The organism is Variovorax sp. GW823-FHT02B07, from assembly GCF_058797695.1.
Genome location: NZ_JBXAJX010000002.1, coordinates 762,897 through 786,740, shown reverse-complemented (window position 1 = coordinate 786,740; position 23,844 = coordinate 762,897). Strand labels below are relative to the sequence as shown.

22 protein-coding genes are annotated in these 23,844 nt (G+C 66.8%); 18 read left to right on the top strand and 4 right to left on the bottom strand.

What is annotated here, in order from left to right:
- Positions 1–81: 81 nt before the first annotated feature.
- Positions 82–768: a TetR/AcrR family transcriptional regulator gene (locus tag AC1RGU_RS14815; RefSeq protein ID WP_492684219.1), complete on the bottom strand. Its 687-nt coding sequence runs from the start codon at positions 766–768 to the stop codon at positions 82–84.
- A gap of 101 nt (positions 769–869) precedes the next feature.
- Here AC1RGU_RS14815 and AC1RGU_RS14810 point away from each other — a divergent pair, with 101 nt between their 5' ends.
- From AC1RGU_RS14810 to AC1RGU_RS14785, 6 genes are all read left to right on the top strand, one after another.
- Complete coding sequence (locus tag AC1RGU_RS14810) at positions 870–1,664, top strand: cyclase family protein (RefSeq protein WP_062469561.1); 795 nt, start codon at positions 870–872, stop codon at positions 1,662–1,664.
- Positions 1,665–1,676: 12 nt separating this feature from the next.
- Positions 1,677–2,663 carry a fumarylacetoacetate hydrolase family protein gene (locus tag AC1RGU_RS14805; RefSeq protein ID WP_492696684.1) on the top strand — a complete coding sequence of 329 codons (987 nt, stop codon included), beginning with the start codon at positions 1,677–1,679 and terminating at the stop codon, positions 2,661–2,663.
- Between the two features lies 1 nt (position 2,664).
- Positions 2,665–3,906: a thiolase family protein gene (locus AC1RGU_RS14800; protein WP_492696683.1), complete on the top strand. Its 1,242-nt coding sequence runs from the start codon at positions 2,665–2,667 to the stop codon at positions 3,904–3,906.
- On the top strand, positions 3,903–4,901 hold the full coding sequence (locus tag AC1RGU_RS14795) for a Bug family tripartite tricarboxylate transporter substrate binding protein (RefSeq protein ID WP_492696682.1): 999 nt from the start codon (positions 3,903–3,905) through the stop codon (positions 4,899–4,901). The genes AC1RGU_RS14800 and AC1RGU_RS14795 overlap by 4 nt, the downstream gene beginning before the upstream one ends.
- Before the next feature lies 1 nt (position 4,902).
- Positions 4,903–6,516, top strand: coding sequence for an AMP-binding protein (locus AC1RGU_RS14790; protein WP_492696681.1), 1,614 nt, complete (start codon positions 4,903–4,905; stop codon positions 6,514–6,516).
- 73 nt (positions 6,517–6,589) lie between these two features.
- Positions 6,590–7,885: a porin gene (locus AC1RGU_RS14785; protein WP_492696680.1), complete on the top strand. Its 1,296-nt coding sequence runs from the start codon at positions 6,590–6,592 to the stop codon at positions 7,883–7,885.
- A 195-nt stretch (positions 7,886–8,080) separates the two neighbouring features.
- Here AC1RGU_RS14785 and AC1RGU_RS14780 read toward each other — a convergent pair whose 3' ends face one another.
- Positions 8,081–9,331, bottom strand: coding sequence for an MFS transporter (locus AC1RGU_RS14780; RefSeq protein ID WP_095745969.1), 1,251 nt, complete (start codon positions 9,329–9,331; stop codon positions 8,081–8,083).
- 402 nt (positions 9,332–9,733) lie between these two features.
- On the opposite strand from AC1RGU_RS14780, the gene AC1RGU_RS14775 reads away from it, so the two are divergent.
- Positions 9,734–10,672, top strand: coding sequence for a cyclase family protein (locus tag AC1RGU_RS14775; RefSeq protein WP_223301353.1), 939 nt, complete (start codon positions 9,734–9,736; stop codon positions 10,670–10,672).
- Between the two features lie 49 nt (positions 10,673–10,721).
- Positions 10,722–11,642, top strand: a complete 921-nt coding sequence (locus AC1RGU_RS14770) for a LysR family transcriptional regulator (RefSeq protein WP_492696679.1) — start codon at positions 10,722–10,724, stop codon at positions 11,640–11,642.
- On the opposite strand, the gene AC1RGU_RS14765 is transcribed toward AC1RGU_RS14770, so the two are convergent.
- Entirely contained in the window at positions 11,608–12,267 is a 660-nt protein-coding gene (locus AC1RGU_RS14765) for a GntR family transcriptional regulator (RefSeq protein WP_062469590.1), read from the bottom strand. The two genes, AC1RGU_RS14770 and AC1RGU_RS14765, sit on opposite strands and share 35 nt — an antisense overlap.
- Before the next feature lie 126 nt (positions 12,268–12,393).
- On the opposite strand from AC1RGU_RS14765, the gene AC1RGU_RS14760 reads away from it, so the two are divergent.
- The 7 genes from AC1RGU_RS14760 to AC1RGU_RS14730 all read left to right on the top strand — a co-directional run bounded on the left by AC1RGU_RS14760 (position 12,394) and on the right by AC1RGU_RS14730 (position 19,600).
- Entirely contained in the window at positions 12,394–12,588 is a 195-nt protein-coding gene (locus AC1RGU_RS14760) for a hypothetical protein (RefSeq protein ID WP_492696678.1), read from the top strand.
- The gene (locus AC1RGU_RS14755) at positions 12,581–13,975 is read left to right on the top strand and encodes an amidase (RefSeq protein ID WP_492696677.1); all 1,395 of its coding nucleotides are present in this window, start codon (positions 12,581–12,583) and stop codon (positions 13,973–13,975) included. Before AC1RGU_RS14760 ends, AC1RGU_RS14755 begins: the two co-directional genes overlap by 8 nt.
- 17 nt (positions 13,976–13,992) lie before the next feature.
- The gene (locus tag AC1RGU_RS14750; protein ID WP_095745974.1) at positions 13,993–15,189 is read left to right on the top strand and encodes a CaiB/BaiF CoA transferase family protein; all 1,197 of its coding nucleotides are present in this window, start codon (positions 13,993–13,995) and stop codon (positions 15,187–15,189) included.
- Complete coding sequence (locus tag AC1RGU_RS14745) at positions 15,186–15,974, top strand: enoyl-CoA hydratase (protein ID WP_492696676.1); 789 nt, start codon at positions 15,186–15,188, stop codon at positions 15,972–15,974. The genes AC1RGU_RS14750 and AC1RGU_RS14745 overlap by 4 nt, the downstream gene beginning before the upstream one ends.
- A gap of 33 nt (positions 15,975–16,007) precedes the next feature.
- Positions 16,008–16,943: a polysaccharide deacetylase family protein gene (locus AC1RGU_RS14740; RefSeq protein WP_492696675.1), complete on the top strand. Its 936-nt coding sequence runs from the start codon at positions 16,008–16,010 to the stop codon at positions 16,941–16,943.
- Complete coding sequence (locus tag AC1RGU_RS14735; protein ID WP_492696674.1) at positions 16,940–18,307, top strand: MmgE/PrpD family protein; 1,368 nt, start codon at positions 16,940–16,942, stop codon at positions 18,305–18,307. The genes AC1RGU_RS14740 and AC1RGU_RS14735 overlap by 4 nt, the downstream gene beginning before the upstream one ends.
- Before the next feature lie 132 nt (positions 18,308–18,439).
- Entirely contained in the window at positions 18,440–19,600 is a 1,161-nt protein-coding gene (locus AC1RGU_RS14730) for an acyl-CoA dehydrogenase family protein (protein WP_070061255.1), read from the top strand.
- 182 nt (positions 19,601–19,782) lie between these two features.
- On the opposite strand, the gene AC1RGU_RS14725 is transcribed toward AC1RGU_RS14730, so the two are convergent.
- Positions 19,783–20,760, bottom strand: a complete 978-nt coding sequence (locus AC1RGU_RS14725; protein WP_492696673.1) for a helix-turn-helix domain-containing protein — start codon at positions 20,758–20,760, stop codon at positions 19,783–19,785.
- Between the two features lie 122 nt (positions 20,761–20,882).
- Here AC1RGU_RS14725 and AC1RGU_RS14720 point away from each other — a divergent pair, with 122 nt between their 5' ends.
- The 3 genes from AC1RGU_RS14720 (at position 20,883) to AC1RGU_RS14710 (ending at position 23,843) form a co-directional block, all read left to right on the top strand.
- Positions 20,883–21,602: a fumarylacetoacetate hydrolase family protein gene (locus AC1RGU_RS14720; protein ID WP_492696672.1), complete on the top strand. Its 720-nt coding sequence runs from the start codon at positions 20,883–20,885 to the stop codon at positions 21,600–21,602.
- 25 nt (positions 21,603–21,627) lie between these two features.
- Positions 21,628–22,506, top strand: coding sequence for a polysaccharide deacetylase family protein (locus AC1RGU_RS14715; protein WP_492696671.1), 879 nt, complete (start codon positions 21,628–21,630; stop codon positions 22,504–22,506).
- Positions 22,507–22,589: 83 nt separating this feature from the next.
- Positions 22,590–23,843 carry an MFS transporter gene (locus AC1RGU_RS14710; protein WP_492696670.1) on the top strand — a complete coding sequence of 418 codons (1,254 nt, stop codon included), beginning with the start codon at positions 22,590–22,592 and terminating at the stop codon, positions 23,841–23,843.
- Position 23,844: the final 1 nt, after the last annotated feature.

The following is a 23,844-nucleotide window of genomic DNA, read 5'->3' as shown; positions in this document are numbered from 1 at the left end:
GGCCGCCAGCGCGACCGGAACATTCGAATCACGTATCTCAGTGCTGCCCCCCAACCAGACGCTTGTCTGTCAGCTGGCCCGTCAACCCGCGGACCTGGGCGCCGGCTTTGCCTTGAGGCCCGCCTCGATGAAGTTCACCAGGTAGTCGACACCGGCCTCCATGCTGGTCTGCTGCAACTTCTCGGGCCACAGCGCCTGCACCCGCGTGTGCGTGCTGTGCGCATAGAAGAATGCGCCGTAGACGAAGATGACGCGCCAGTAGAACTCTTCGCTGCTCAAGTGAGGAAGCTCGTGGCTTACGACATCCACGAAGCGGCGCGCGAAATCGTCCACGATGGATGCTGTCAGCGCATGCACTTCATCGGCAGGGTCCATCAACATGCGGCCGTAGAACGCACGGAACGACTCGCGCTCCTGGACACTGGCTCCCGCGACAAGCAGTGAGGGCGCCATGGACGCCCGCAGGATGTCTCGCAACGGGACCTTCCGACCCTCGAATGCGTCCAGGCGCTCCTTGCGCTCCTTCATCACCGGCCCCAGGCGGCGCTCCAGCACGGCCTTGCACAGCGCCTGCTTCGATCCCCAGTAGTAGTGGAAGGCTCCCAGGTTGGCGTTGGCCCGCTCCGCGATCGCTCGCATGCTGGTGCCCCCGTAGCCATGTGCAGCAAACAGGGCCTCGGCGGCGTCGAGGATCTGGTTTGCGGTGGTGTCGGAAAGCGCCTGCCGCTTCGAAGAGACGGCGGTTTTCGCTGCGGTGGGCTTGGGCATGAGGGAAGTGGCGAGGTATTGAAGTTCGTTGACAGCCAATCCTTGAAATCATACAGTTGTATACTTATACGCACGTATGACTTAAAGGAGACTTCATGAGATTGATCGATCTGTCCTCGACGCTGGACCCGCACGACCGCGATCTGCTTCCTCCCGCCATGGCCGCCGCCGCGGGCGTGGTGGCGCCCCGGGTGGACTATTCCCACCCGGCGACGCCGGACGGCCGCGACCGCTTCTGCCACTTCTTCGGCTGCAGCCACGACGACTTGCCCGACGGCGAGGGTTGGGGTTCGGAGGTGCTCAACGATATGTCGTCGCATTGCGGCACGCACGTGGACGCACCGCTGCACAGCGGATCGACCTGCGAGGGGCGAACCTCACGCACCATCGACCAGGTCGAACTGAACGAGCTCTTCTGCCCCGGCAAGGTGCTCGATGTGCGCCCTTGGGCACAGCCTGGGCAGGCCATCCCCGTCGATGCGCTTCGCCAGGCGTTGTCCGCAGTGGGCGAGCCCATCCGTCCCGGGGACGCCGTGTTGATCCGAACCGGGCAAGAGCGATATCGCCTGGGCGAGCCGGCCTTCTTTCAGTACCCGGGGATGAGCCGCGAAGGCACGCTGTTCCTGTCGGAGCAAGGCGCCACCGTGCTCGGCACCGATGCGGTCGGCTGGGACCGTCCCTTCGCCGTGATGGCCCAGGCCTTCAAGGAAACGGGCGACAAGCAGCAGCTGTGGGACGGCCACAAGGCGATCCGCGAGAAGGAGGCCTTCATCGTCCAGCAACTGTGCAACCTCGGTGCCCTGCCGCTTCGCGGCTTCCACGTGGGCTTCTTCCCGTTGAAGCTGGCGCGCGCCAGCGCCGCCCCCGCCCGCGCCGTGGCCTTCCTGTCCAACTGAGGAGCGACTTCAATGCGTATCGTGACTTTTGTGCGTGAGGGCTTTGACGCACCTCGCCTCGGTGCCCTCATCGGCGTCGACGGCGTGCTGGACCTCACGGCTCGCCACCCTGGCGAAGAGGCCTTCGGCTCTGCGTTGGCTTTCCTGCGCGCAGGCCCTGCATCCTGGGACCTTGCGCGTGCGCAGATCGCCAAGCACGGCGGCGCTGCAGAGTCCCTGGCCGGCGCCGCGTTGCTTCCCCCGCTGCCCAATCCGCCGCTGATCCGGGACTGGGGAACCATGATCGAGCACCCCAGGTTCTTCCTGCGGCGACGCGCCGAGCAACTGGCCGCCCGAACAGCCGACCCGGAGGCCGCCATGGCCGCCGCACAAGCCGATGGCTCGCTCGAGTTGCCCCCGAACTGGTTCACCGTGCCTCGCTTCTACACCGGCAATCCGCTCAACATGACCGGGCCGGATGCCGAGATTGCCTGGCCGGGTTTCGCCGAATCGCTGGACTATGAACTCGAACTGGCCGTCGTCATCGGCGTGGGTGGCAAGGACATCCCCGTGTCGCGAGCACGCGACCACATCTTCGGGGTCACGCTGTTCAACGACTTCACCGCGCGGGATACGCAAGTGGCTGAGGGCAGCCCGGCTGGCAAGAGCAAGGACTTCGACGGCGCCTATGCCATCGGCCCCTGCATCGCCACGCTGGACGAGATCCCCGACCTCTACCAGCTGCAGGTGCAGTCGATGCTCAATGGCGTCGTCCAGACCACCCGCAGCACCGCCGACATGCAGCTGACCTTCGAGGACATCGTGAGCTATGCCAGTCGCTCGTGCACGCTGCACCCTGGCGAACTCTTCGCCTCGGGCACCTTCGAAGGTGGCTGCGGCGTGGAGACCGGCCGGCTGCTGCGCGATGGCGATGTCATCGAGCTCGAAGCGCATGGCATCGGTACGCTGCGCAACCGGATCCGCCGCACGGCAGCGCCCGCCGCGGCAGCGAAGGCCTGAGATGACGGTTCCGCTGTACATCGTGGGCGTGGGCAGCACGCCCACGGGCCGCTTCGCGGACGTTGCGCTGCGCACGATGGCCCGCCAGGCCATCGATCTCGCCCTGGCCGACGCCGGCGCGACGACCGATCAGGTGGGTGCCGCGTTCTTCGCCAACGTCGGCCAGTCGCTGCTGCAGGGGCAGCACATGATCGGTGGTCAGGTGGCGCTGCGCGAGGCAGGATTGGATGGCATTCCGATCATCAACGTCGAGAACGCATGTGCCAGTGCGTCGACCGCCTTCTACCTCGCCTGCGCGCATCTGCGTGCAGGGTTGTGTGACGTCGCATTGGCGGTGGGAGCGGAGAAGCTGTCGCACCCGGACAAAGCCCGCACCTTTTCCATCTTCGATGGCGCCCATGACGCCGAAAGGCCTGAAGCACTGCTGCGCTTTCTTGCACAACAAGCTGGTGAGGACCCCACACAAGCCCCCGTCGCACAGCAACGCAGCGTCTTCATGGACATCTATGCGGCCCTGGCTCGCGCGCACATGGCGCGCCACGGCACCACGCAGCGGCAGCTGGCCCATGTGGCCGCCAAGAACCACAGCCACTCCGTGCACAACCCGTTGGCCCAGCATCGCGTCGCGATGTCGGTCGACGAGGTGCTCGCGGCGCGCGCCATCACCTGGCCCCTGACTCTGCCGATGTGCGCGCCGATCGGCGATGGCGCGGCTGCGGCGGTGATCGTGCGCGAGGACGCCCTGGAGCGCTTCGATGCGAAGCGTGCGGTGCGCGTGCGGGCCAGTGTTCTCGTCAGCGGATCGGACCGCGTCGATGGACGCGAGACGCCCATCAGCCGCCGCGCCGCACTGCGTGCCTACGCAGATGCCGGCGTGGGGCCCGAAGACATCGACGTGAGCGAGGTCCATGACGCCACGGCCTTCGGAGAAATCGTCCAGTGCGAACACCTGGGCTTGTGCGAGCCCGGCCAGGGTGGATGGCTCGCGGAGCATGGTCACACCGCACTGGGCGGCCGCCGGCCCGTCAACCCCTCGGGGGGACTGGAGTCGAAGGGGCATCCCATCGGCGCCACCGGCCTGATGCAGATCCATGAGCTCGTCCTGCAATTGCGCGGCGAGGCCGGCGGGCGACAGGTGGCCAATGCGCGCCTGGCCCTTGCTGAGAACGGCGGCGGCTTCCTGGGCCACGAGGAAGCGGCCGCAACCATCACCATTCTTGAACGGGCTGCACAACGCACATGAAGCACGCCACCATGTATTCCAGACGCACTCTCCTCGGGCAATCGATCGCCCTGGGCTTGTCCGGCCTTGCCGGCAACGCTGCCAGGGCTGCCGCCGCGGCCTGGCCGTCCAAACCGATCCAGGTCATCGTGCCCGCAACCACCGGCAGCGCACCCGAGATCGTGGCTCGTCTGATCGCCGAAGCTTTGTCGACACGCCTGTCGAACCCCGTCTATGTGGAAGGCATGCCGGGGGCCTCGGGGATCATCGGCACCGACAAGGCGCTCAAGGCGCCCGCCGACGGGCACACGCTGCTCTACGCCATGAACCAGGTGGCGACGATGAACCCGCACCTCTACCCGCGGCTGCCCTACAACCCGGCCAGGGACATGGCGCCGATCAGCCTGGTCGCGCGCGGCGGGTACGTGCTGCTCGCCCACAGCGGCCTGCCGGCCTCCGACCTCCCGTCGCTGATCGCCCTGGCGAAGCGCGAGCCCGGCAAGCTGGCCTATGCCTCCACGGGCAATGGCAGTGCCTTCCACCTGGGCATGGAACTCATCAAGGCGCAGTGCGGCATCGATCTATTGCATGTGCCCTACCGCAGTGGCGCCAATGCCAACACCGAGCTGATGGCGGGGCGCGTGCAAGTCCGGCTGGAGCCCCAGGCCTCGGCGCTGGCGCTGGTTCGCGGCGGTCGCGTCAAGGCCTTGGCGGTGACCACACCCGCGCGACTCTCCATCCTGCCGCAGGTGCCGACGGTCCGGGAGACCCTGCCCGGATTCGAGCTGAGCGGCTGGAACGCCCTGTGGGCACCGGCGGGCACGCCCGCGCCGGTCATCGTGCGACTCAACGCCGAGGTGCAGGAGATTCTGAAGAGCGACGCATTCCGAAGCCATCTGCTGCAACTCGGCCTGACACCCGAGGGCTCGACGCCGGCCGAACTGGCTGCGCTGACGGCGCAAGAGACGGCGCAATGGAAGGCCCTGATCGACAAGACGGGCATCAAGGCAGACTGACATGACGGATTTCAAGAACCTGGCCGATCTCGTCGGCCACCATGCGCGCACGCGTCCCCATGCGATCGCCCTCACGTTCGAGGCGGGCCCGGCCTTGCCCGAGCAGCACCGCAGCTTCCTGCAACTGCACGAGAACGGCCTGGCGCTGGCCCGGGCTCTGCAAGGCCTGGGCATCCGACGTGGCGACGCCATCGCGCTGGTGATGGCGAACCACCCCGAGTTCGTCGAAGCCATGGTGGCGGCCGCGCACCTCGGGGCGGTGCTGGTACCGATCGATGCGCGGGCGCAAGGCGACAGGCTCGCCGCACTGATCGATCGCACGCACTGCGTGGGTGTGATCGCGGCGGACTATGCCGCCGCTGCGGTCGCGCAGATTCGATCGCGCGCCACCCACCTGCGCTGGGTCGTGCGTGTGGTCTCGGGCGAACTTGCGGCAGATGCGCCGCGCGCCTGCGAAGCGCTGGACTACGCGCAACTGCTGGCCCGCCACACACAGGCAGACCTCCCCTCGGCGCACTTCACGCCCGTCGATCCCGATGACCCCATGCAGATTCTCTTCACCTCCGGCACGACCGGAGAGCCGAAGGGGATCGTGATCACCCACCGCCGCTTCGTCGACACGGCGGCACTTGCGGCGTCCGCCTTCGGCTACACCGACGACGATCGCCTCTACTCCGGCCTGTCGCTGACGCACGCCAATGCCCAGTTGGTCACGCTGGGTGCAGCCCTGAGGCTCGGGATCGCCTGTGTCATGTCGCGCCGCTTCACCAAGTCGCGGTTGTGGGAGATCGTGCGTCGACACCGGTGCACCGCCTTCACCCTGCTGGGCGGCATGACCACCGCTGTCTATTGCGAGCCGCCGTCGCCCAGCGACCGGGATCATGTCGTGCGCTTCGTCGTCGCCGCGGGCATGCCGCAGGCCATCTGGCGTGACTTCGAGCAGCGCTTCGGCGTCCATGTTCTGGAGTTCTACGGCACCGCCGAAGGCGGGCTGACGGTCAACCCTTTCGGGAAAGGTCCGGTCGGCAGTATCGGCCGCCCGCACCCGGCGTTCGCCGTCCGCATCGTCGCCGAAGACGGCAGCGATGCGCCTGCGGGCACGCCGGGCGAACTGGCGTTCCGGCCGGCCAGCGGCGCGCCCTTCGACATCGCGTACTTCGAAGACCCGCAGGCCTCGCAGACCAAAGGCAAGGATGGTTGGCTCTGGACCGGCGACATCGTGCGCGCCGATGCGCACGGCTGGCTCTACTTCGAGCACCGCCGCGGCCATGGCATTCGCCGCAACGGCGAATTCATCGACCCGGCTCAGATCGAGAAGGCCATCGCGGACACCGGACTGGTCCGCGATGCGTTTGTGTTCGGCACGGCAGCGGCCTCGGGGGCGCCTGGCGAACGCGATGTCGTCGCAGCCGTTGTCCCGCATCGCGCCGAGCTGGACCTTTCGGTACTCCATGCGCGTTTGCGCGAGACGCTGTCGAAGAACGCCCTTCCCGGGCGGCTGATGGCCATCGAAGCGATCCCCAAGACCGCGTCGGAAAAGCCGTTGGCGCGGGTTCTGGAGGAATGGCTGCGCGACGGGACGGTCGCGACCGTGTTCGAGGCGCCCTCAGCCTAGACACAAGACCTGGGCGCAGGCGGCGGCAGGCCGTTTTCCCCCTGCGCCATCAACAACAACGAAGGAGACATTCATGCACAACCGCGGGCGTAAGCTTTTTCTTCCCATCTCACTTGCATCGCTGTTCATCGGGCCTTCGAGCTGGGCGCAGTCTTCTGTGACGCTCTTCGGCGTCATCGACATCTCGGTGAGCCACTACCAGACCAAGAGCGTGCTGTCCGCAGGCCTGCCTTGGTGGTCGCTGGCAGCGCCGGCATCCATCTCGCAAGCCGCCACGAAGCTCGCGTCGGGCGCGCACACCCCTTCTCTCCTGGGCATTCGCGGACAGGAGGATCTGGGCGGCGGGCTTGCTGCAGGCTTCTGGCTGGAATCCACACTCACACCGGACGACGGAGCCCAGGGGCTTGGCGTTTTCGACCGCCGCTCGACGGTCAGCCTGTCGGGGCCGTTCGGCGAAGTGCGCCTGGGCCGGGACTATGTGCCGACCTATTGGAATCTGACGGTCTTCGATCCCTTCGGCACGGTCGGGGTTGGCGCGAACCTATGGAATCCGATCGGCACGGGGCTCACCACCAGCCGCGGAAAGTCGCCCGCGAACCTGATGCCCTTTGACAACTACGTTCGCGCCTCCAACAGCGTCGGCTATTTCCTGCCGGGCCATCTTGGCGGGTTCTACGGCCAGGTCATGTACTCGCTGCATGAGAACCTGAAGCAGAGTGGCGTGAGCCACAGTCCGAGCAAGGGCGGGCGAAACGTCGGGGGGCGGTTCGGCTATCAACGTGGCCCGCTCAACCTGGCCATCGCCTACCAGGAAGACACCAAGGACGATCTCAGCGGATTCGACAAGGACCGTTTGAAGATCCTCAACGCTGGGGTCTCCTACGATTTCGATGTCGTCAAATTGTTCGGCCAGTTGTCGCAGATCAGGGATGAGCGCAGCAAGATGAACGTAGCCAATATCGGCGGCATTCCGCATCCCTTCAGGAACGAGAGCAATGGGAAGTACACCGGCGGCTTGGTCGGCATCACGGCCCCGGTCGGGCCTGGGCTGATCCGTGCGTCCTATTCGCGCGTGAACTATGCATCTCCTCATGCGGTGAATGCCTTGAATCCCGTTGCATGGGTGCAAGACAACGATGCCAGGATCGAGAAGTTCGCCGTCGGCTATGTGTACAACCTGTCAAAGCGCACCGCGCTCTATGCCACTGTTGCGCGAACCAAGATGAAGTGGAACGGGTCCGTGAATGCGGCGATGGCCATCAGTCCCGGAGGCGGGGTGAGGTTTGCGAACGGCATCGCCGGGATCAGCGCACCTTATGTCCCCTCGAGCACCACCGGCTACGACATGGGCATTCGGCACGCCTTCTGAGCGCACTGACTCGCGCTGCGGACCTTCCAGGTGGTCGGCCCTGAACTCCCGCGTGCTGCAGCGCTGCGCGCTTGCCGGGCAAAGGGAAGGCCCGCACAGGGGCCGTCTCTTCCGCCCCGGAAGGGCAACGCTCTTTGACTCACAAGGCGCATGCGGTGCAACGGCAAGGATCCAGGAAGAGCGATGCATCACTGTCTAGCGTGCTCGATTGCGCATCGCATACAACAGCACGAGCGTCGCGATGATTTCCAGCCCCGCGACCGCATAGAGGCCCGCGGCCACGCTTCCCGTCGACGTCTTCAGCCACCCCATCGTGAAGGGCGCAGCGAACCCCGCCAGGTTGCCGACCGAGTTGATGAAAGCGATGCCACCCGCCGCAGCGGTGCCCGTGAGAAAGGAAGCGGGGATCGACCAAAACACGGGAAAGGCGGCGAGGATGCCGATGGTCGCGAAGCTCAACGCGACCATGGCGAACACAGGTTGCTCGATCAACACGCCGGTGGCCACGAGCCCGACGCCGGCGATCAGCGTCGCATAGGCGCAGTGCCGCCGCCGCTCACCGGTGGCATCCGAATGCATGCCGTTGAGCACCATCGCGACCGTTCCCAGAATGAACGGAATGGCCGACAGCAGGCCGATGTTCAGCGTGCCCTTCACGCCCAGCTCCTTGACGATCGAGGGCGTCCAGAACGCAATGGTGGCGTTGCCGCTCACGATGCAGAAATAGGCGGCGGTGCACAGCCACAGCATGGGGTTGCGCAACGCCCGGCCGAAGCTCGATTGCTTGGGGACGTCGGCGTTCTCCTTCTGCAGTTCGGCGGCCAGCGCGTGCTTCTCGGCCTCGGTCAGCCAGCGTGCGGATTGGGGTCGGTCCGGCAGCCAGGCCAGCACCGCGAAGCCGGCAAGCACCGAAGGAATGCCTTCGAGCAAGAAGAGCCATTGCCAGTTTCGAAACGGCGCGACGCCTTCCATGCCGCTCATGATCAGTCCCGCGAGCGGCCCGCCGACGACGCCCGCGATGGCAAACGAGGTCATGAAGAGCCCGTTGATCTTGCCGCGGCGATGCGCCGGCACCCAGTACGTCAGGTACAGCATCACGCCCGGGAAAAAGCCGGCCTCGAATGCGCCGAGCAGGAAGCGCAGCACATAGAAGGACGTGGGCGTTTCCACGTAGATCATCGCCATCGACGTGAGGCCCCAGAGGATCGTGATGCGCGCGAGCGTCTTGCGCGCGCCGATCTTCTGCAGCAGCAGGTTGCTCGGCACCTCGAACAGGAAGTAGCCGATGAAGAAGATGCCGGCGCCCAGCCCGTAGACCGCCTCGCTGAATTGCAGGTCCTGCAGCATCTGCAGCTTGGCGAAGCCCACGTTGACGCGGTCGATCCACGCCAGCAGGAACAGGAACACCAGGAACGGCACCAACCGCCATGCGATCTTGCGGTGCATGCGGTCGTGGTCCGAGGGAACATGGGCGCCGGCCGAAGGCCGCGCGAGGGATGAGACAGAGGTAGCGTCCACAGCAGTTTCCTTTTTCTTCAATGACAGAACTCCAGGAATGCGTCGCCCTTCATGGTGTACGCATAATGTTTATAAATATATTTATAGACATTCCATCGCACATTGGTAGTTACCCTCCGTGGGATCTGTCTCCGCCGGTTTCATCGTTCGCGAATCGAGAAAGGACCTTTGCCGCCGGCACGGTTTCCGCGCGACTTCGTTCCTCCTAAGGTCAGCACCTGGCACCGCGCAGTGCGTGCCAAGCCAACCAAGCAACCGAACGAAATGGAGCAGTTTTCAATGTCGCAATGGATACGCAGGATCGGCGCCGCGGCGTCTCTATGGGGCGCAATGAGCGTCACCCTCGCCTTCGCAGCCCCCGTCGTTGGCAAGAGCCCGTGGGGCCCGAACGACGAACTCGGCCGACTCAACCTCATGACCGCGAGCACCAAGGCCCAGGTGCTTTCCCGCGCGGACGGTGCGCGTGTGTACGACCTGTCGGTCGAGTACTTCGTCGGCATGCCGAGCTGGCACGGCATCGGCGATCCGCGCTACCAGATCTGGATGACGCACACGCCGCACGGCACCGTGGTCGATGACCCGATGGGCGTCGGCCACACGCAGAACAAGCACGTGAGCTACACCGGCGCGGCCATCTCGATGTACACCCACATGGGCACGCACATCGATGCGCTCAACCATTTCGGCCTCGACGGCAAGATCTGGAACGGCTTCGAGGCGCGCGAACACCTGGGCGACCGCGGCTGGAAGAAGACCGGCGCCGAGACCATCCCGCCGATCGTGGCCCGCGGGGTCCTGATCGACGTTGCCGCCGCCAAGGGCGTCGAGATGCTGGCGCCCGGCTACCGCGTCACCCGGGCCGATCTGCAGGAGACGCTCGACAAGCAGCGCGTGAAGCTGGAGACAGGCGACGTGGTCCTGATCCGCACCGGCCGCATGAAGCTCTACGACAAAGCCGACGCCTACATGGATTCGCCGCCGGGCATGAGCGTGGATGCCGCGCGCTTTCTCGTGGAGTCGGGTGGCGCGATGGTCGTGGGTGCCGACAACCTGAGCTTTGAAACCTTCCCGCCCGACGCCGACGACAACTACGTGCCGGTGCACACCTACCTGCTCGCGCAGCAGGGCGCGCCGATCATCGAGCTGGTCAACCTGGAAGCGCTCGCCAAGGACCGCGTCTACGAGTTCGCGTTCATCGGTGCGTCGCTCAAGCTGCGTGGCGGCGACGCCGCACCAATGCGTCCCATCGCCATCCCGCTGCGGCGCTGAGACGCTCGCGCGTGCTGCGTTGGCCTCGTCGGCTGGTACGCTCGGCGCCATGGATCGCTACGCTGCCATGCAGTACTTTTGCCGCGTCGTCGAGCAGGGCAGCCTGGCCGCCGGCGCCCGCGCGCTGAACCTCTCGAACTCGGTCGTCACGAAGGCCATCCAGTCGCTGGAAGCCTGGACCGATTGCCGCCTGCTCGCGCGAACCACGCGCAGCATGCAGCTCACCGAAGCCGGCGAGCGCTTCTACAGCTTCTGCCAGCGGACACTGGCAGACACCGAGCGCACGCTGACCGATGTCCGTTCGGTGAGCCGCGGGTTGACCGGGCGGCTGGTGGTGGCGGCGCCGGTGTCGCTCACGCTGTCGCATCTGCACGTGCATCTGCATGCGTTCCAGGCGCAACACCCGGGCATCGAACTCGAGATGCGGCTGAACGACCGGCCGGTCGATCTGGTGCGTGAAGGCATCGACGTCGCGCTGCGCGGCCAGGCGCGGCTGGAAGACTCGAGCCTGGTGGCCATGCCGCTGATGGACCTGGCCCGCGTGGTGTGCGCCGCGCCCGCCTACTGGGAGCGCCACGGCCGGCCCGCGACACCCGCCGACCTGTCGGGCCACAACTGCCTGCAGTACCTGCTGGGCGATGACCGCGATGAATGGGTGTTCGACGGACCGGACGGACGCGCGCGTGTGCGGGTGAGCGGCACGTTCCGCGCCGACAACAGCCTGCTGCTGATCGACGCGATGCGCCGGGGCGTCGGGCTGGGCCTGGTGCCGTCGGTGATGGTGAAGGATGCACTGGCCGATGGCTCGTTGCAGACCGCGCTCGACGCCTACGTGGCGCCGCCTCGGCGCCTCTTTGCGGTCTACCCGACGCGCGACCACCTGATGCTGAAGGTGCACGCGCTGGTCACCTTCCTGAAGCAGCAGTTGCCGCCGCTCACCCCATCAGTTCCTTCGGCAGCGCCGCCATGAACGACGCGAAGTTGGTCGAGCCCTGGCCGGGGCTCATGTGCTCGACCATCAGTTCGGCCGCCGCCCTGGCATCGCGCCGCTGAATCGCGTCGAGCAGCTTGGAATGCTGCTCCCATGACGACTTGAGGCGACCGAACGCGGCAAAGGCGTGGCGCCTGTAGGCGCCGGTCTGCGAACGCATCCGCAGGATTTCCTGGCGCAGGTAGGGGTTCCGCGCCCCCTGGTAGAGCGCCTCGTGGAAGCGCCGGTTGTGCTCCTGCCAAGCCTTGACGTCTTCTTTCTTGACCGCGGCGGCGGCGCGCTCGTGCGACTTGGCGAGGTCGAGCCGCTCTTCGGGCGTCATGCGCTCGCAGGCCAGCCGCACGCACAGGCCCTCGAGCTCGGCCAGCAGCTCCCACATGGCCAGCAGCTGGGTCATGTCCATCTTCGCGACGACCATGCCGCCACGCGGCAGGCTTTCCACCAGGCCCTGGGCCTGCAGTTGCAGCAGCGCCTCGCGCACCGGCGTGCGCGAAACCTCGTAGGCCGTCATCAGCGCCTGTTCGTCCACCGTGTCTCCAGGCAGGAGCGTGCCGTCGCGGATGGACTCCTCGACCGCAAGGCGGATGCGTTCAGCGGTTTTCATGGGGCGAGCTCCCGTAAAACAACGATTGAATAAAACATTTTTGTGAGTTATAAATATATTTATAGACCTCATCCATCTTTTAATTTTACCTGCTCCAGAGAGAGCGCACGGTGCCAGGAGACCGCTTTGACCGACCCCACCCTCGAGCCATGGAAGACATGGGTCACGCTGAGCCTGCAGTTGCATGGCATCCATGCCGCACCCGGGCTTCAGGTCCGCGCGGCGCGCACGTTGGCACGGCTGGCGCCCATGGCGAGCCGTCTGGCCGCCGGCACCACACCGCCGTTCGATATCCGCCCCGTGGAGCTCGCGCATGAGTGATGCGGGCACGCCCTCCATCGCCGCGCTGCGCCGGTCGATTGCCACGGGCGCCAGCGCGGCCGATGAAGCGCTGGCCTTGCAGCGCGAGTCCTTCGAGCGTGGCGCTGCGGTCCATCGCTGCGTGGTCGAGCGCGCGACGGACAGCCGGCCGATCACGGATGCCCCGCTCTCCGGCATTGCAATGGCGCACAAGGATGTGTTCGGCACAGGGCTGCGCGCCGCAGGGCAAGGACGACCGGAAGGCGCTGCGGCCGATGCGGTGACCAGCCCTCCTTCCGCCCCGTTGCGACGCCTCTCCGAGCGTGGCGCGACCTACCTCGGCGCCCTTGTGATGGCGGAGTACGCTTGCGGCGCGACCGCGGAGAACCCGCACTTTCCCGCACCGCTGAATCCGCTGGACCCGGCGGCGGCGGTCGGCGGGTCATCCAGCGGCTCGGCCGTGGCGGTGGCTGCCGGCTTGTGCCGGGCCTCGCTGGGGACGGACACCGCGGGGTCGGTGCGCATTCCCGCATCCACCTGCGGCGTGGTCGGATTCAAGCCCGGCGCCGGCGTGATCGACGCGGGTGGCGTGTCGCAGCTCGCGCCGTCGCTGGACACCGTCGGCGTGGTAGCGCGCTCAGTGTCCGATGCGGCCCATGTGTTCGCGGCGCTGCTGCCCGACGAAGCGCCGATGGCGCAGCGTCTGCTCAGCCTGGAAGGCATCGAGGAAGACCTGTCGCGCCACCGCCGCTGGCGCGTGGCGTCGGCACTGGACCAGCCCGACCTGCGCGACGATGTTGCAAGCCGGCTCGGGGCCTTCGAATCTCGCGCCACCTCGCACGCGGTGGCATGGCGTCGCGCGTCCTTGCACGGGCTCGACGAACTGTCGTGTCTTGCCCAGATCGTGCTGCACGTCGAGGCCGCGGCCACGCATGCGCACAGCGTGCGCCACGCACTGGGCTCGCTGGCGCCGATCACGCAAGCAATCCTCCTGCCCGGCTGGGCCGTCCCGGCCGCCTGGTACCGACACGCCTGCGAAGCCCGCGCGGGCTGGCGAGACGCCTTCGTCACCAGGCACCTTGCGCAAGCCGACGTGCTGCTGTTGCCTTCGCTGCCGCGCGGCGTGCCCGACGCGCAAGCGGTGACCACCACCTCCGACCGCTTCGACCCGCGCGAACTGGTCGCGCTTCACCGCTACCACGCCTTCGTGAACTACCTGGGACTCCCGTCGTTGTCGTTCCCGATCGGCACCGACGCGCGCGGCCGGCCCGTTTGCATCCAGGCCATCGGTGCGCCGGGCACCGAGGCCGAGCTGCTGGCCTTCGGACACCAGTTCGCCGCGCCGACAGGCGCTCCTTCCGTTCCCGCGGCGCGCAACGTCCGTCGCGCCAGCGCCCTGCTTCATTGACTTCCCACGGAGAAACCATGCCCAAGATCAACGCCTCCCCTGCCCTCGCACGCTTTCGCGTGCTCGACCTGTCCCGCGTTCGCGCCGGCCCCACATGCGTGCGCATCCTTGCGGATTTCGGCGCCGACGTGATCCGCATCGAGCCCCCGGCGGGTGTCGACCCGAACGAGGCGATGTTCGCAGCCGACCGCTGGGGCGGCGACTTCCAGAATCTCAACCGCAACAAGCGATCGATGACGCTGAACCTCAAGAAGCCGGAAGGGCTCGAGGCGTTCATGCGGCTGGTGGAAACAGCCGACGTGGTGGTGGAAAACTGGCGCCCCGACGTCAAGGCGCGACTGGGCATCGACTACGAGGCGCTGCGCGCGGTCAATCCGCGGATCATCCTCGCGAGCATCTCGGGCTTCGGCCAGGACGGTCCCTATGCCTGGCGCCCGGGCTTCGACCAGATCATCCAGGGCATGGGCGGGTTGATGTCGGTCACGGGCTTCCCGGCACAGGGCCCCGTGCGCGCCGGCCTCGCGGTGGCCGATTCGGGCACCGGCGTCTATGCAGCAGCGGGCATCCTGATCGCGCTGCTGGAGCGCGAGCGTTCCGGGCAGGGGCAATGGGTGCACGGCTCGCTGCTGCACACGCAGGTGGCGCTGATGGACTTCCAGGCCGCGCGCTACCTCAACGACGGCGACGTGCCCGCCCAGGCAGGCAACGACCACCCGACGAGCAGCCCGATGGGCCTCTTCCAGGCCAGCGACGGCGTGTTCAATCTCGGCGCGTCCGGCGAAGGCAACTGGGTGCGGTTGTGCGAATGCCTGCAGGCTCCGCAGCTGAGAGCGGTGCCCGAATTCGCCACCGAGAAGCTGCGTGTCGAACACCGGCTGGCACTCAACGAGGCCCTGGCCGAGGTCTTCAAGAGCCAGACGGTTGCGCACTGGGTCGAACTGCTGAACCGCGCCGGCGTGCCCGCGGGCCCTGTCTATTCGATTCCGCAGGTCTTCGAGGACGCCCAGGTGAACCACCTGGGCATCGCGCAGGATGTGGAGGCGGGCAATGGCCGGCGCTACCGGCTGGTGTCGCAGCCCATCACGCTGGCGCGCACGCCAGCGCGCATCGCGCACGCCGCCCCGGCCTGGGGCGAGCACACCACCGAGATGCTGACCGAGATCGGCTACACGCCTTCCGACATCGAACAGCTGCAAGCGAAGGCCGCGGTATGAGCGAAGGACACATCCGGACCGAGACCGCAGCGGGGGTCGGAACCCTGGTGATCAGCCATGCGCGCAAACACAACGCGATGACGCTGGCCATGTGGCAGCAGCTCGCCGAAGCCGTACAGGCGCTGGCCGACGACCGCGCCGTGCGCGTGATTGTCGTCACCGGTGAAGGCGACGCCGCTTTCGTCTCGGGCGCCGACATCAGCGAGTTTGCGCAACAGCGCAGCGGCACCGACGCCGTGGCCGCCTACGACCACGCGGTGGCGACCGCCCAGCGCGTGCTGGCCGAATGCGCCAAGCCGACAGTGGCACGCATCCAGGGCATCTGCATGGGCGGCGGCATGGGCATCGCCCTCGCCTGCGACCTTCGCTTCGCCGCGTCGAACGCGCGCTTTCGCATGCCAGCCGCGCGCATCGGCCTGGGCTACGCGTTCGAGAGCATGCAGCGGCTGGTGAGATTGCTGGGCGCACCGGCCACCTTCGACCTGTTCTACACGGCGCGCAGCCTCCACGCCCCCGAGGCGATGCGCTTGGGCCTGGTCAACGACTGCATCGACACCGAAGTCTTCGACGCCGAAGTGGCGTCACGCGCGGCGCTGATCGCCCAGAACGCGCCGCTGGCCTTGCGGGCCGCAAAGGCCGCGATTCTCGCTACGCTGGAGCCCCCGACAGCGCAGGCCCGGGAAGCGATCGACGCGATGGTGCGCCAGTGCTTCGCCAGCCAGGACTACGCCGAGGGCCAGGCTGCATTTGCCGAGCGGCGCGCGCCGCATTTCGAAGGGAGCTGAACCGATGACCGCCACCCTGCAAGAGAACCCCTCATGAGCAATCCACGCGTCCCCTTTCAACTCTCGTCCGAGCGCCCGCCGTTGATGCCGCTGGACGGCGGCCACATCCTCGCGCACATCGTCGTGAACGTGGAGCACTGGCCTTTCGACCGCCCCATGCCGCGCACGCTGCTGACGCCGCCGCACGGCAAGGAGACGGTGCCCGACGTGCCGAACTTCAGCTGGGCCGAGTACGGCCTGCGCTGCGGGCTGCCACGCATGATCGAGGCGCTGCGCAGTCGCGGCTTGCGCGCATCCGCCAGCCTCAACGCCTCCGTGATCGATTCGCACCCGAGCGCCGCGCAGGCCATCCTGGGGGCCGGCTGGGAATTCATCGGCCACGGGGTGCAGCAGCAGTCGCTGGCGCAACTCGACGGGCACGCCCAGGCGGAAGCCATCGTGAAGTCGCTCGACCGCATCGCCGCCTTCACCGGCGTCCGTCCGCGCGGCTGGCTCTCGCCCGGGCTGCGCGAAGCGGCGGACACACCCGACATCCTCGCCGCCGCCAGCATCGACCATGTGTTCGACTGGTGCCTGGACGACTTGCCGTGCTGGATGCAAACCGAGCACCGTCCGCTGATGGCCCTGCCCTACATGCTGGAGGTCAACGATTCGGTGATCTATGCGGTCGAGAAGCACTCCTCGCCCGAAATGAAGCTGCGGCTCGAACGCACCCTGGAGGTCTTTGCGCGCGAAGTCGCCCGCCTGGGCCAGCCCCGGGTGCTGGCCATCGGGCTGCATCCGCACCTGATGGGCGTGCCCCACCGCTTCGGCGATTTCGAAGCCATGCTGGACCTGCTGCTCGCGCACCCGATGGTGCGGGTGGTGACGGGCTCATCCCTCCATGACTGGTACGCCGCGCAGGTCCCCGCGCCGGCGCCGCTCGTTGCCCGGTCCGGCGACGTCCCCTTTGTCCCGATGCCTCAATGAACGCCATCGACACCCTCATCGCCCACGTGCGCTCGCGCGATTTCGACTCCCTGCCACCCGAAGCGGTGGAAGCGGCGCGGATGTTCATCTACGACACCATCGGCGTCGGCATCTCCGGCTCGCGCCATCCGCGCATGCCGGCGCTCAAGCAGGCAGCGCAGTCCCTGGGCGACGGCGACGCTGTCACGGTCTGGGGCAGCGGCGAGAAGCTGCCCTTTCCGTCGGCCGTGATGCTCAACGCCTACCAGGTGTTCAACCAGGAGTTCGATGCGGTGCACGACGTCGCCGTGGTCCACGCCTTCGCCTGCATCGTGCCGGCTGCACTCGGCTATGCCCAACGCGAAGGCGGCGTCTCGGGCAAGGCGTTGATCACGGCCGTGACCCTGGGACTCGACGTGGCCATCTATGTCGCGCTGGCGCAGCGTGCGCCGATGCGCTTCTTCCGCCCTGCCATGTGCGGCGGCCTCGGTGCCACGGCCGCACTGTGCAAGCTCGCCGGCATGGACGCCGACACGATGCACAACGCACTCGGACTCATGTACAGCCACCTCTCCGGCACCATGCAGCCCCATGTCGAGGGCTCGCCCGCGGTCGGCCTGCAGGTGGGCCTGAACGCACGCGCAGCCGTCACCGCCTTCGAACTGGCGCGTGCCGGCTTCCCGGGACCGCGAGACATCCTGGAGGGCCCGTTCGGCTACTTCGCGCTCTATGACTTCGGCCAGTCGCGCTGGGCCGACGTGGCGAACGACGTCGGCCAGGTCTTCCAGATCGCGCGCATGAGCCACAAGCCCTACCCCACCGGCCGCGCGACCCATGCGGGCGTCGATGCGGTCGTCGATCTCATGGCCACGCACGGCTTCGGTGCGGACGACGTGGAAACCGTGCGCGTGCATGCCTCGGCGCTGATCGCGCGACTCGTGGGGCGGCCGGCGCAGCCTGGCATGGACTCGGCCAGCGCCAAGCTCAGCATGGGCTACGTGGTGGCAACGGCACTGCGCAAGGGTCGGGTGGGCATCGAGGCCTTCGACCCGCCCGCGTTGAACGACGCACGCACCTTCGAGCTGGCACGCCGGGTCGAGGTGCTGGACGACGGCAATCCCAACCCGAACGCCCTGGGCCCGCAAGTGGTCGAGGTGGTGCTCAAACGGGGCGACACGCTGCGGCTGGCCGTGCCGCACTTTCTCGGCAGCCCCGGCCGGCCGCTGCCCGCACCCGATCAGCAGGCCAAGTTCATGGCCTGCTGCGCCTCGATCAAGCCGCGGCTGCCGCCGTCACAGGCCGAAACACTGGATTCGGCACTGCGCCGGCTCGAAGAACTGCCTGACGTGCGCGAACTCATCCCACTGATGACGGCGCCCGCCTGACACCCCGGGGCCGCCCGGCCCCTTCGCTTCTTTCCGCTCCCTGCATCGGTCGTTCATTGCGCCCTCGTGGCCGCAAGGGATGCGCGCGCTCGCGCGGCCAATGCCCCACTCACCCTGCCATCGAGATACACCATGAACCGTTCTTCCGACAACTACCAGGACATCCGTGACGCCGTACGCGCGCTGTGCGCCGAGTTTCCCGACGAATACCACCGCAAGATCGACGAGCAACGCGCTTACCCCGAAGCCTTTGTCGATGCACTGACTGCCGCGGGCTGGCTGGCAGCACTGATCCCGCAGTCCTACGGCGGCTCCGGCCTCGGGCTCGCGGAAGCCTCGGTGATCATGGAGGAGATCAACCGCTGCGGCGGCAACTCCGGCGCCTGCCACGGCCAGATGTACAACATGGGCACGCTGCTGCGCCACGGCAGCGAGGCACAGAAGAGCCGCTACCTGCCGAGGATCGCCAGCGGCGAGCTGCGGCTTCAGTCGATGGGCGTGACCGAGCCCACCACCGGCACCGACACCACGAAGATCAAGACCACGGCCGTGCGCAAGGGCGACACCTATGTCGTCAACGGGCAGAAGGTATGGATCTCGCGCGTGCAGCACTCCGACCTGATGATCCTCTTGGCGCGCACCACGCCGCTGGCCGAAGTGAAGAAGAAATCCGAAGGCATGTCGATCTTTCTGGTCGACCTGCACCAGGCCATCGGCAACGGCCTGACCGTACAGCCGATCGCGAACATGGTGAACCACGAGACCAATGAGCTGTTCATCGAAAACCTGGAGATTCCGGCGGACCACCTGATCGGCGAGGAAGGCCAGGGCTTCCGCTACATCCTCGACGGGCTTAACGCAGAGCGCACGCTGATTGCCGCGGAATGCATCGGCGACGGCAAGTGGTTCATTGACCGCGTGACCGGGTACGTGAAAGACCGTGTCGTCTTCGGCCGCCCGATCGGTCAGAACCAGGGCGTGCAGTTCCCGATTGCCGAGAGCCACATCGAAGTGGAAGCCGCCGACCTCATGCGCTGGCGTGCCTGCGAGCTTTTCGACGCCCGGCAGCCTTGCGGCGCGGAAGCGAACATGGCGAAGTACCTGGCCGCCAAGGCCAGCTGGGAGGCCGCCAATGCGTGCCTGCAGTTCCATGGCGGTTTCGGCTTTGCCAACGAGTACGACGTCGAACGCAAATTCCGGGAGACCCGGCTCTACCAGGTGGCGCCGATCTCGACCAACCTGATCCTCGCGTATGTCGCGGAACATCTGCTCGGTCTGCCGCGCTCGTTCTGAAGAAGCCAGGCTGGGGCTGCAACACAAGTGGAAGCGGACACTCAGGTGGGCCACGTTGAGTGTCGGCAACCCGTCTGGAGCCGCCGTACGCGAAGGACTGCCATGCAACGAATGCCCACGTCGGACTTGCAGCCACCGACGTCAAGCTCGAGAGCCTGATTGCTACTGGGGGCACCGCGCCGTCAGTCCCACGTCCGATTCCCTCCTCGCTGAAATTGCCGCCGGTACGCAGAAGGCGTCGCCCCCACGATCTGCCCGAAACGGCGCGCGAACTGCGTCGGCTCTCCGAAACCGGTGCTTTCACCGATCTCCGCCGCAGAGGCGCCGGTAAAGACCAGCAGCGTCTTGGCGCGCTCGATCCGGCGTTCGGTCACCAGCTCCAGGAAGGTCTTGCCCGTTTCGCTCTTCAGCAGGTGGGCCAGATGCGTGGGCGACACATGGCTCGCATGCGCCGCGTCGCCCAACGTCAGCTCCTGCGCGAGGTTGCGGCTGATGTAGCGGATGCAGCGCAGCACCGCCGGCCGGTACGACTGCAGGGCCATCCCCTGCGCCTCGCAGTTGCGAAACTCCTCGCCGTAGCGCCGCCACACCATGCCGATCAGGTGAAGCAGATGGCTGCGAATCAGCAGGTGGCTGGCGGTGTCTTCGCCCGGCGGCCGCTGCGCTTCCTGCGCCATGTGTTCGCACAGCGCTTGGAGCTGGCGGGTCTCGGTTTCGTCGAAGCGGAAATCCAGGCAATGCTGGAACCGGAAAGGCGCGAGCTCGGGCGCGCGTGACAACGGCACCTCCGACAGCTCGAACACGTCGAGGTCAAGTGACGGCAGCAGGTAGTCCTTGCTGATGTTGATCACATGGAACACGCCGTCGGCCGCGTTCGGGATGTAGTGCACCAGAAACGGCAGCACGAAGCTCACCGTGCCGGCGCCGATGGCGCGCTGGTTGCCGCCGATGTAGTGCGTGGTCTCGCCCCGCGTGTTGACGTAGATCTGGAAGTACTCATGCCGGTGAGGCACCGGATTCGGCAGGCAGTTGCTCTGGTCGTGAATGCCGAAATAGGCGCGCTGTGCCCGCGCCGCCATCGTGTAGTTGCTGATGGCGGCACGCGCGGCACCGGCGCGGGGCGGCGGCACGAATTCGTCGGGGGAAGGCGTGGGTGGCATGAAGAGCTGATCTCAAGATCGCAAGGATTGCATATCTTTGCGCAAGCCTGCGCGTTGAGGTGAGAAGGCCTCGTTCCTAGACTCTAGCCACTCCTTTCCGAACCTTCCAGAGAGACAAACCCATGTCCCCCCACCCGACGGCCGAGCGCGCGACCGAAACCCGTACCGACGCCCTTCAAGTCCAGCCCATCTCCATCGACATCGTGGACAGCGACCAGCGTTTTCCCGTGCGCCGCGTCTACTGCGTGGGCCGCAACTACCTGGCCCACATCCGGGAGATGAAGGAAGGCGACGAGCGCGATCCGCCGTTCTTCTTCCAGAAGCCGTCCGACTCGGTGGTGACCGACGGGCGCGTGCCCTACCCCACGCTGACGGACGATTTCCAGTTCGAGTTCGAACTCGTCGTGGCCATCGGCACTCATGCGTCGAACGTGACGCCCGAGGACGCGCTGGACCACGTCTTTGGCTACGCTGCGGGCCTGGACATGACCCGGCGTGACCGCCAGCGCGAATGCAACAAGCGCGGCCTGCCGTGGGAACAGGGCAAGTCTTTCGATCACTCGGCGCCCTGCGGCCCGATCCATCCAGTGGCGAAGGTCGGGCACATCCGATCGGGAGCACTCAACCTCTCGGTGAACGGCGCGGTGCGGCAAGACTCGGTGCTCGAAAAGATGATCTGGAATGTCCACGAGATCGTCAGCGAGCTGTCCAAGCAATACCGCCTGCTGCCCGGCGACCTGATCTTCACCGGCACGCCGGAAGGGGTCGGCCCGGTGCAGCGCGGCGACAAGCTCACCGGCCGCATCGACGGGCTCGCGCCCCTGCAGGTCGAGATCGTCTGAGCCCGCAACAGCACACGGAGACACCATGAAACCACTCGAACGCATCTCGTACTCGTCCATCGCGGATCGCCCCGCACTGAAGTTGCCCGGCGGCAAACGACTGGCCGTCTGGGTGATCGTCAACGTCGAGGAATGGAACATCGACGAGACCATGCCCCGCACCGTGCTGACACCACCGGCCGGTGGTTCGCCGATGCCCGACATCCCGAACTGGGCCTGGCACGAGTACGGCAACCGCGTCGGCTTCTGGCGCATGCTCGAAGTGATCGATGCACTCGGCATCAACGCCACGCTCGCCATCAACGGTTCGGCCATCGGCGCCTACGAGCCCATCGCCAAGGCGGCGAAGGAACGCCAGTGGGAGTTCATCGGCCACGGCTTCGGGCAGCGCAACATGCAAAAGGTCCCCGACGAGGTCGAGGACATCGCCAAGACCACCGAGGCCATTCGCGCCTACACCGGCAAGCGCCCGCGCGGCTGGCTCGGCCCGGGGCTCACCGAGACCTGGCACACGCCCGACATCCTGGCCGAGCAGGGCTACGAGTACGTGTGCGACTGGGTGCTCGACGACCAGCCGGTGCGGCTGAAGACACGCGACGGCGGCACGATCGTGAACGTGCCCTACACGCAGGAATGCAACGACGTGGCAATGATGCTGATCCAGCACCACAAGGCCAGCGAGTACCGCGACCGCGCCATCGACCAGTTCGAACAGCTCTACGCAGACGCGAAAGACTCGGCCCGCGTCATGGCGCTGGTGGTGCACCCCTACATCATGGGCGCGCCGCACCGCCTGCGCTACTTCCGAGAAGCGCTGGTGCACATCCGGCAGCATGAGGACGTGGCCTTCCTGACCGGCGAGCAGATCCTCGACTGGTACGGCACGGCAAGCCCCGCTGCGTGAACCCTCGCCGGCACAGCGCCGGCGATCCCGTGCAACGAACGAACAACAAACAGATTTCTCGCTCGGCGAGAAGGAGACAACACGTGCATTCCTCTACCTCCGTCATTTCACCGGCGGTCGGTGGCGCGCGCCGCGAGGCGCCCATCACCGCGCTGGAGATCGGCATGTTCCTGGTGCTGCTCGCCTCGTACGCGCTCAACGCGATGGACCGACAGATCTTTCCACTCATCGCCGCGGACGTGCGCAAGGAGTTCGGCTTCAGCCTGGCAGACACCGGTTTGCTGTCCACCATCTTCACGCTGGGCATGGCCGTGGCCGGCGTCCCGACGGGCTACCTGCTGGCGCGGCTGTCGCGCAAGACGGTGCTGCAGATCGGCATTGCGATCTTCTCGCTGGGCACGCTGCTGGCGGCCTACTCGTACGGCTTCGCCGACATGATCGTCTACCGGGCCGTCACCGGCATCGGCGAAGCGATGCAACTGACGGTGGTGATCGCCATTGCCGCGAGCTACTTCGCGCGCTACCGGGCCACCGCCGTAGGCGCCATCAACTTCTCTTTCGGCATCGGCGCGATCCTGGGGCCGCTGCTCGGCGGCCACCTGATCGGCGTCGAGCGCGATTGGCGCCTGCCGCTCATCGTGTTCGGCGTCGCGGGCTTCGCGGCCATGGCGGTGATCGCGCTCACCGTGAGCAAGCGCATGACCGAGAACGTGGCGGCCACCGGCGGGCGCACCGACCAGCGCGGCGCCACCACCCTGTGGAACCGCAACACAGCCCTGCTGACCGGCATGAGCGTCATCGGTGGGCTCTGCATCTACGGCTACCTGGGCATGTACCCGACCTTCCTGCGCGAGCACCTGCACTACACGCCGTCGGACACCGGCCGCGTGATGAGCATCTTCGGTTTCGGTGTGTTCGCGTCGATCTTCGGCGGCTGGCTCGGCGACCGCTTCCATCCCAAGCTCGTGCTCTCGGCGAGCTTCATGGGCACCGGCCTGCTGGGCTTCCTGATGTTCTCGGGCCCCACCGACATGGTGGTGCAGTCGGCGCTGTCCTTCGCGTGGGGCTTCGTGGTGAGCGGCGTGCTGTACGTGAACCTGGCGGGGTATCACATCAAGGCGGTACATGCCTCGCTCACGAGCCGCGCCACGGGCGTGTTCGTCACCACGCTGTACGGCGCGGGTGCAGTCGCGGGCTTCGTCATCGGCGGCATCGCCTCGCGCTTCGGCTGGAGCACGGCCGGGCTGGTGCAGATCACGCTGCTGGCGGCTGTCGGCGTGCTGCTCACGCTGCTGCTGCACACCGACCGCATGTCGCTGCCGGCACGCAAGCCGTGAT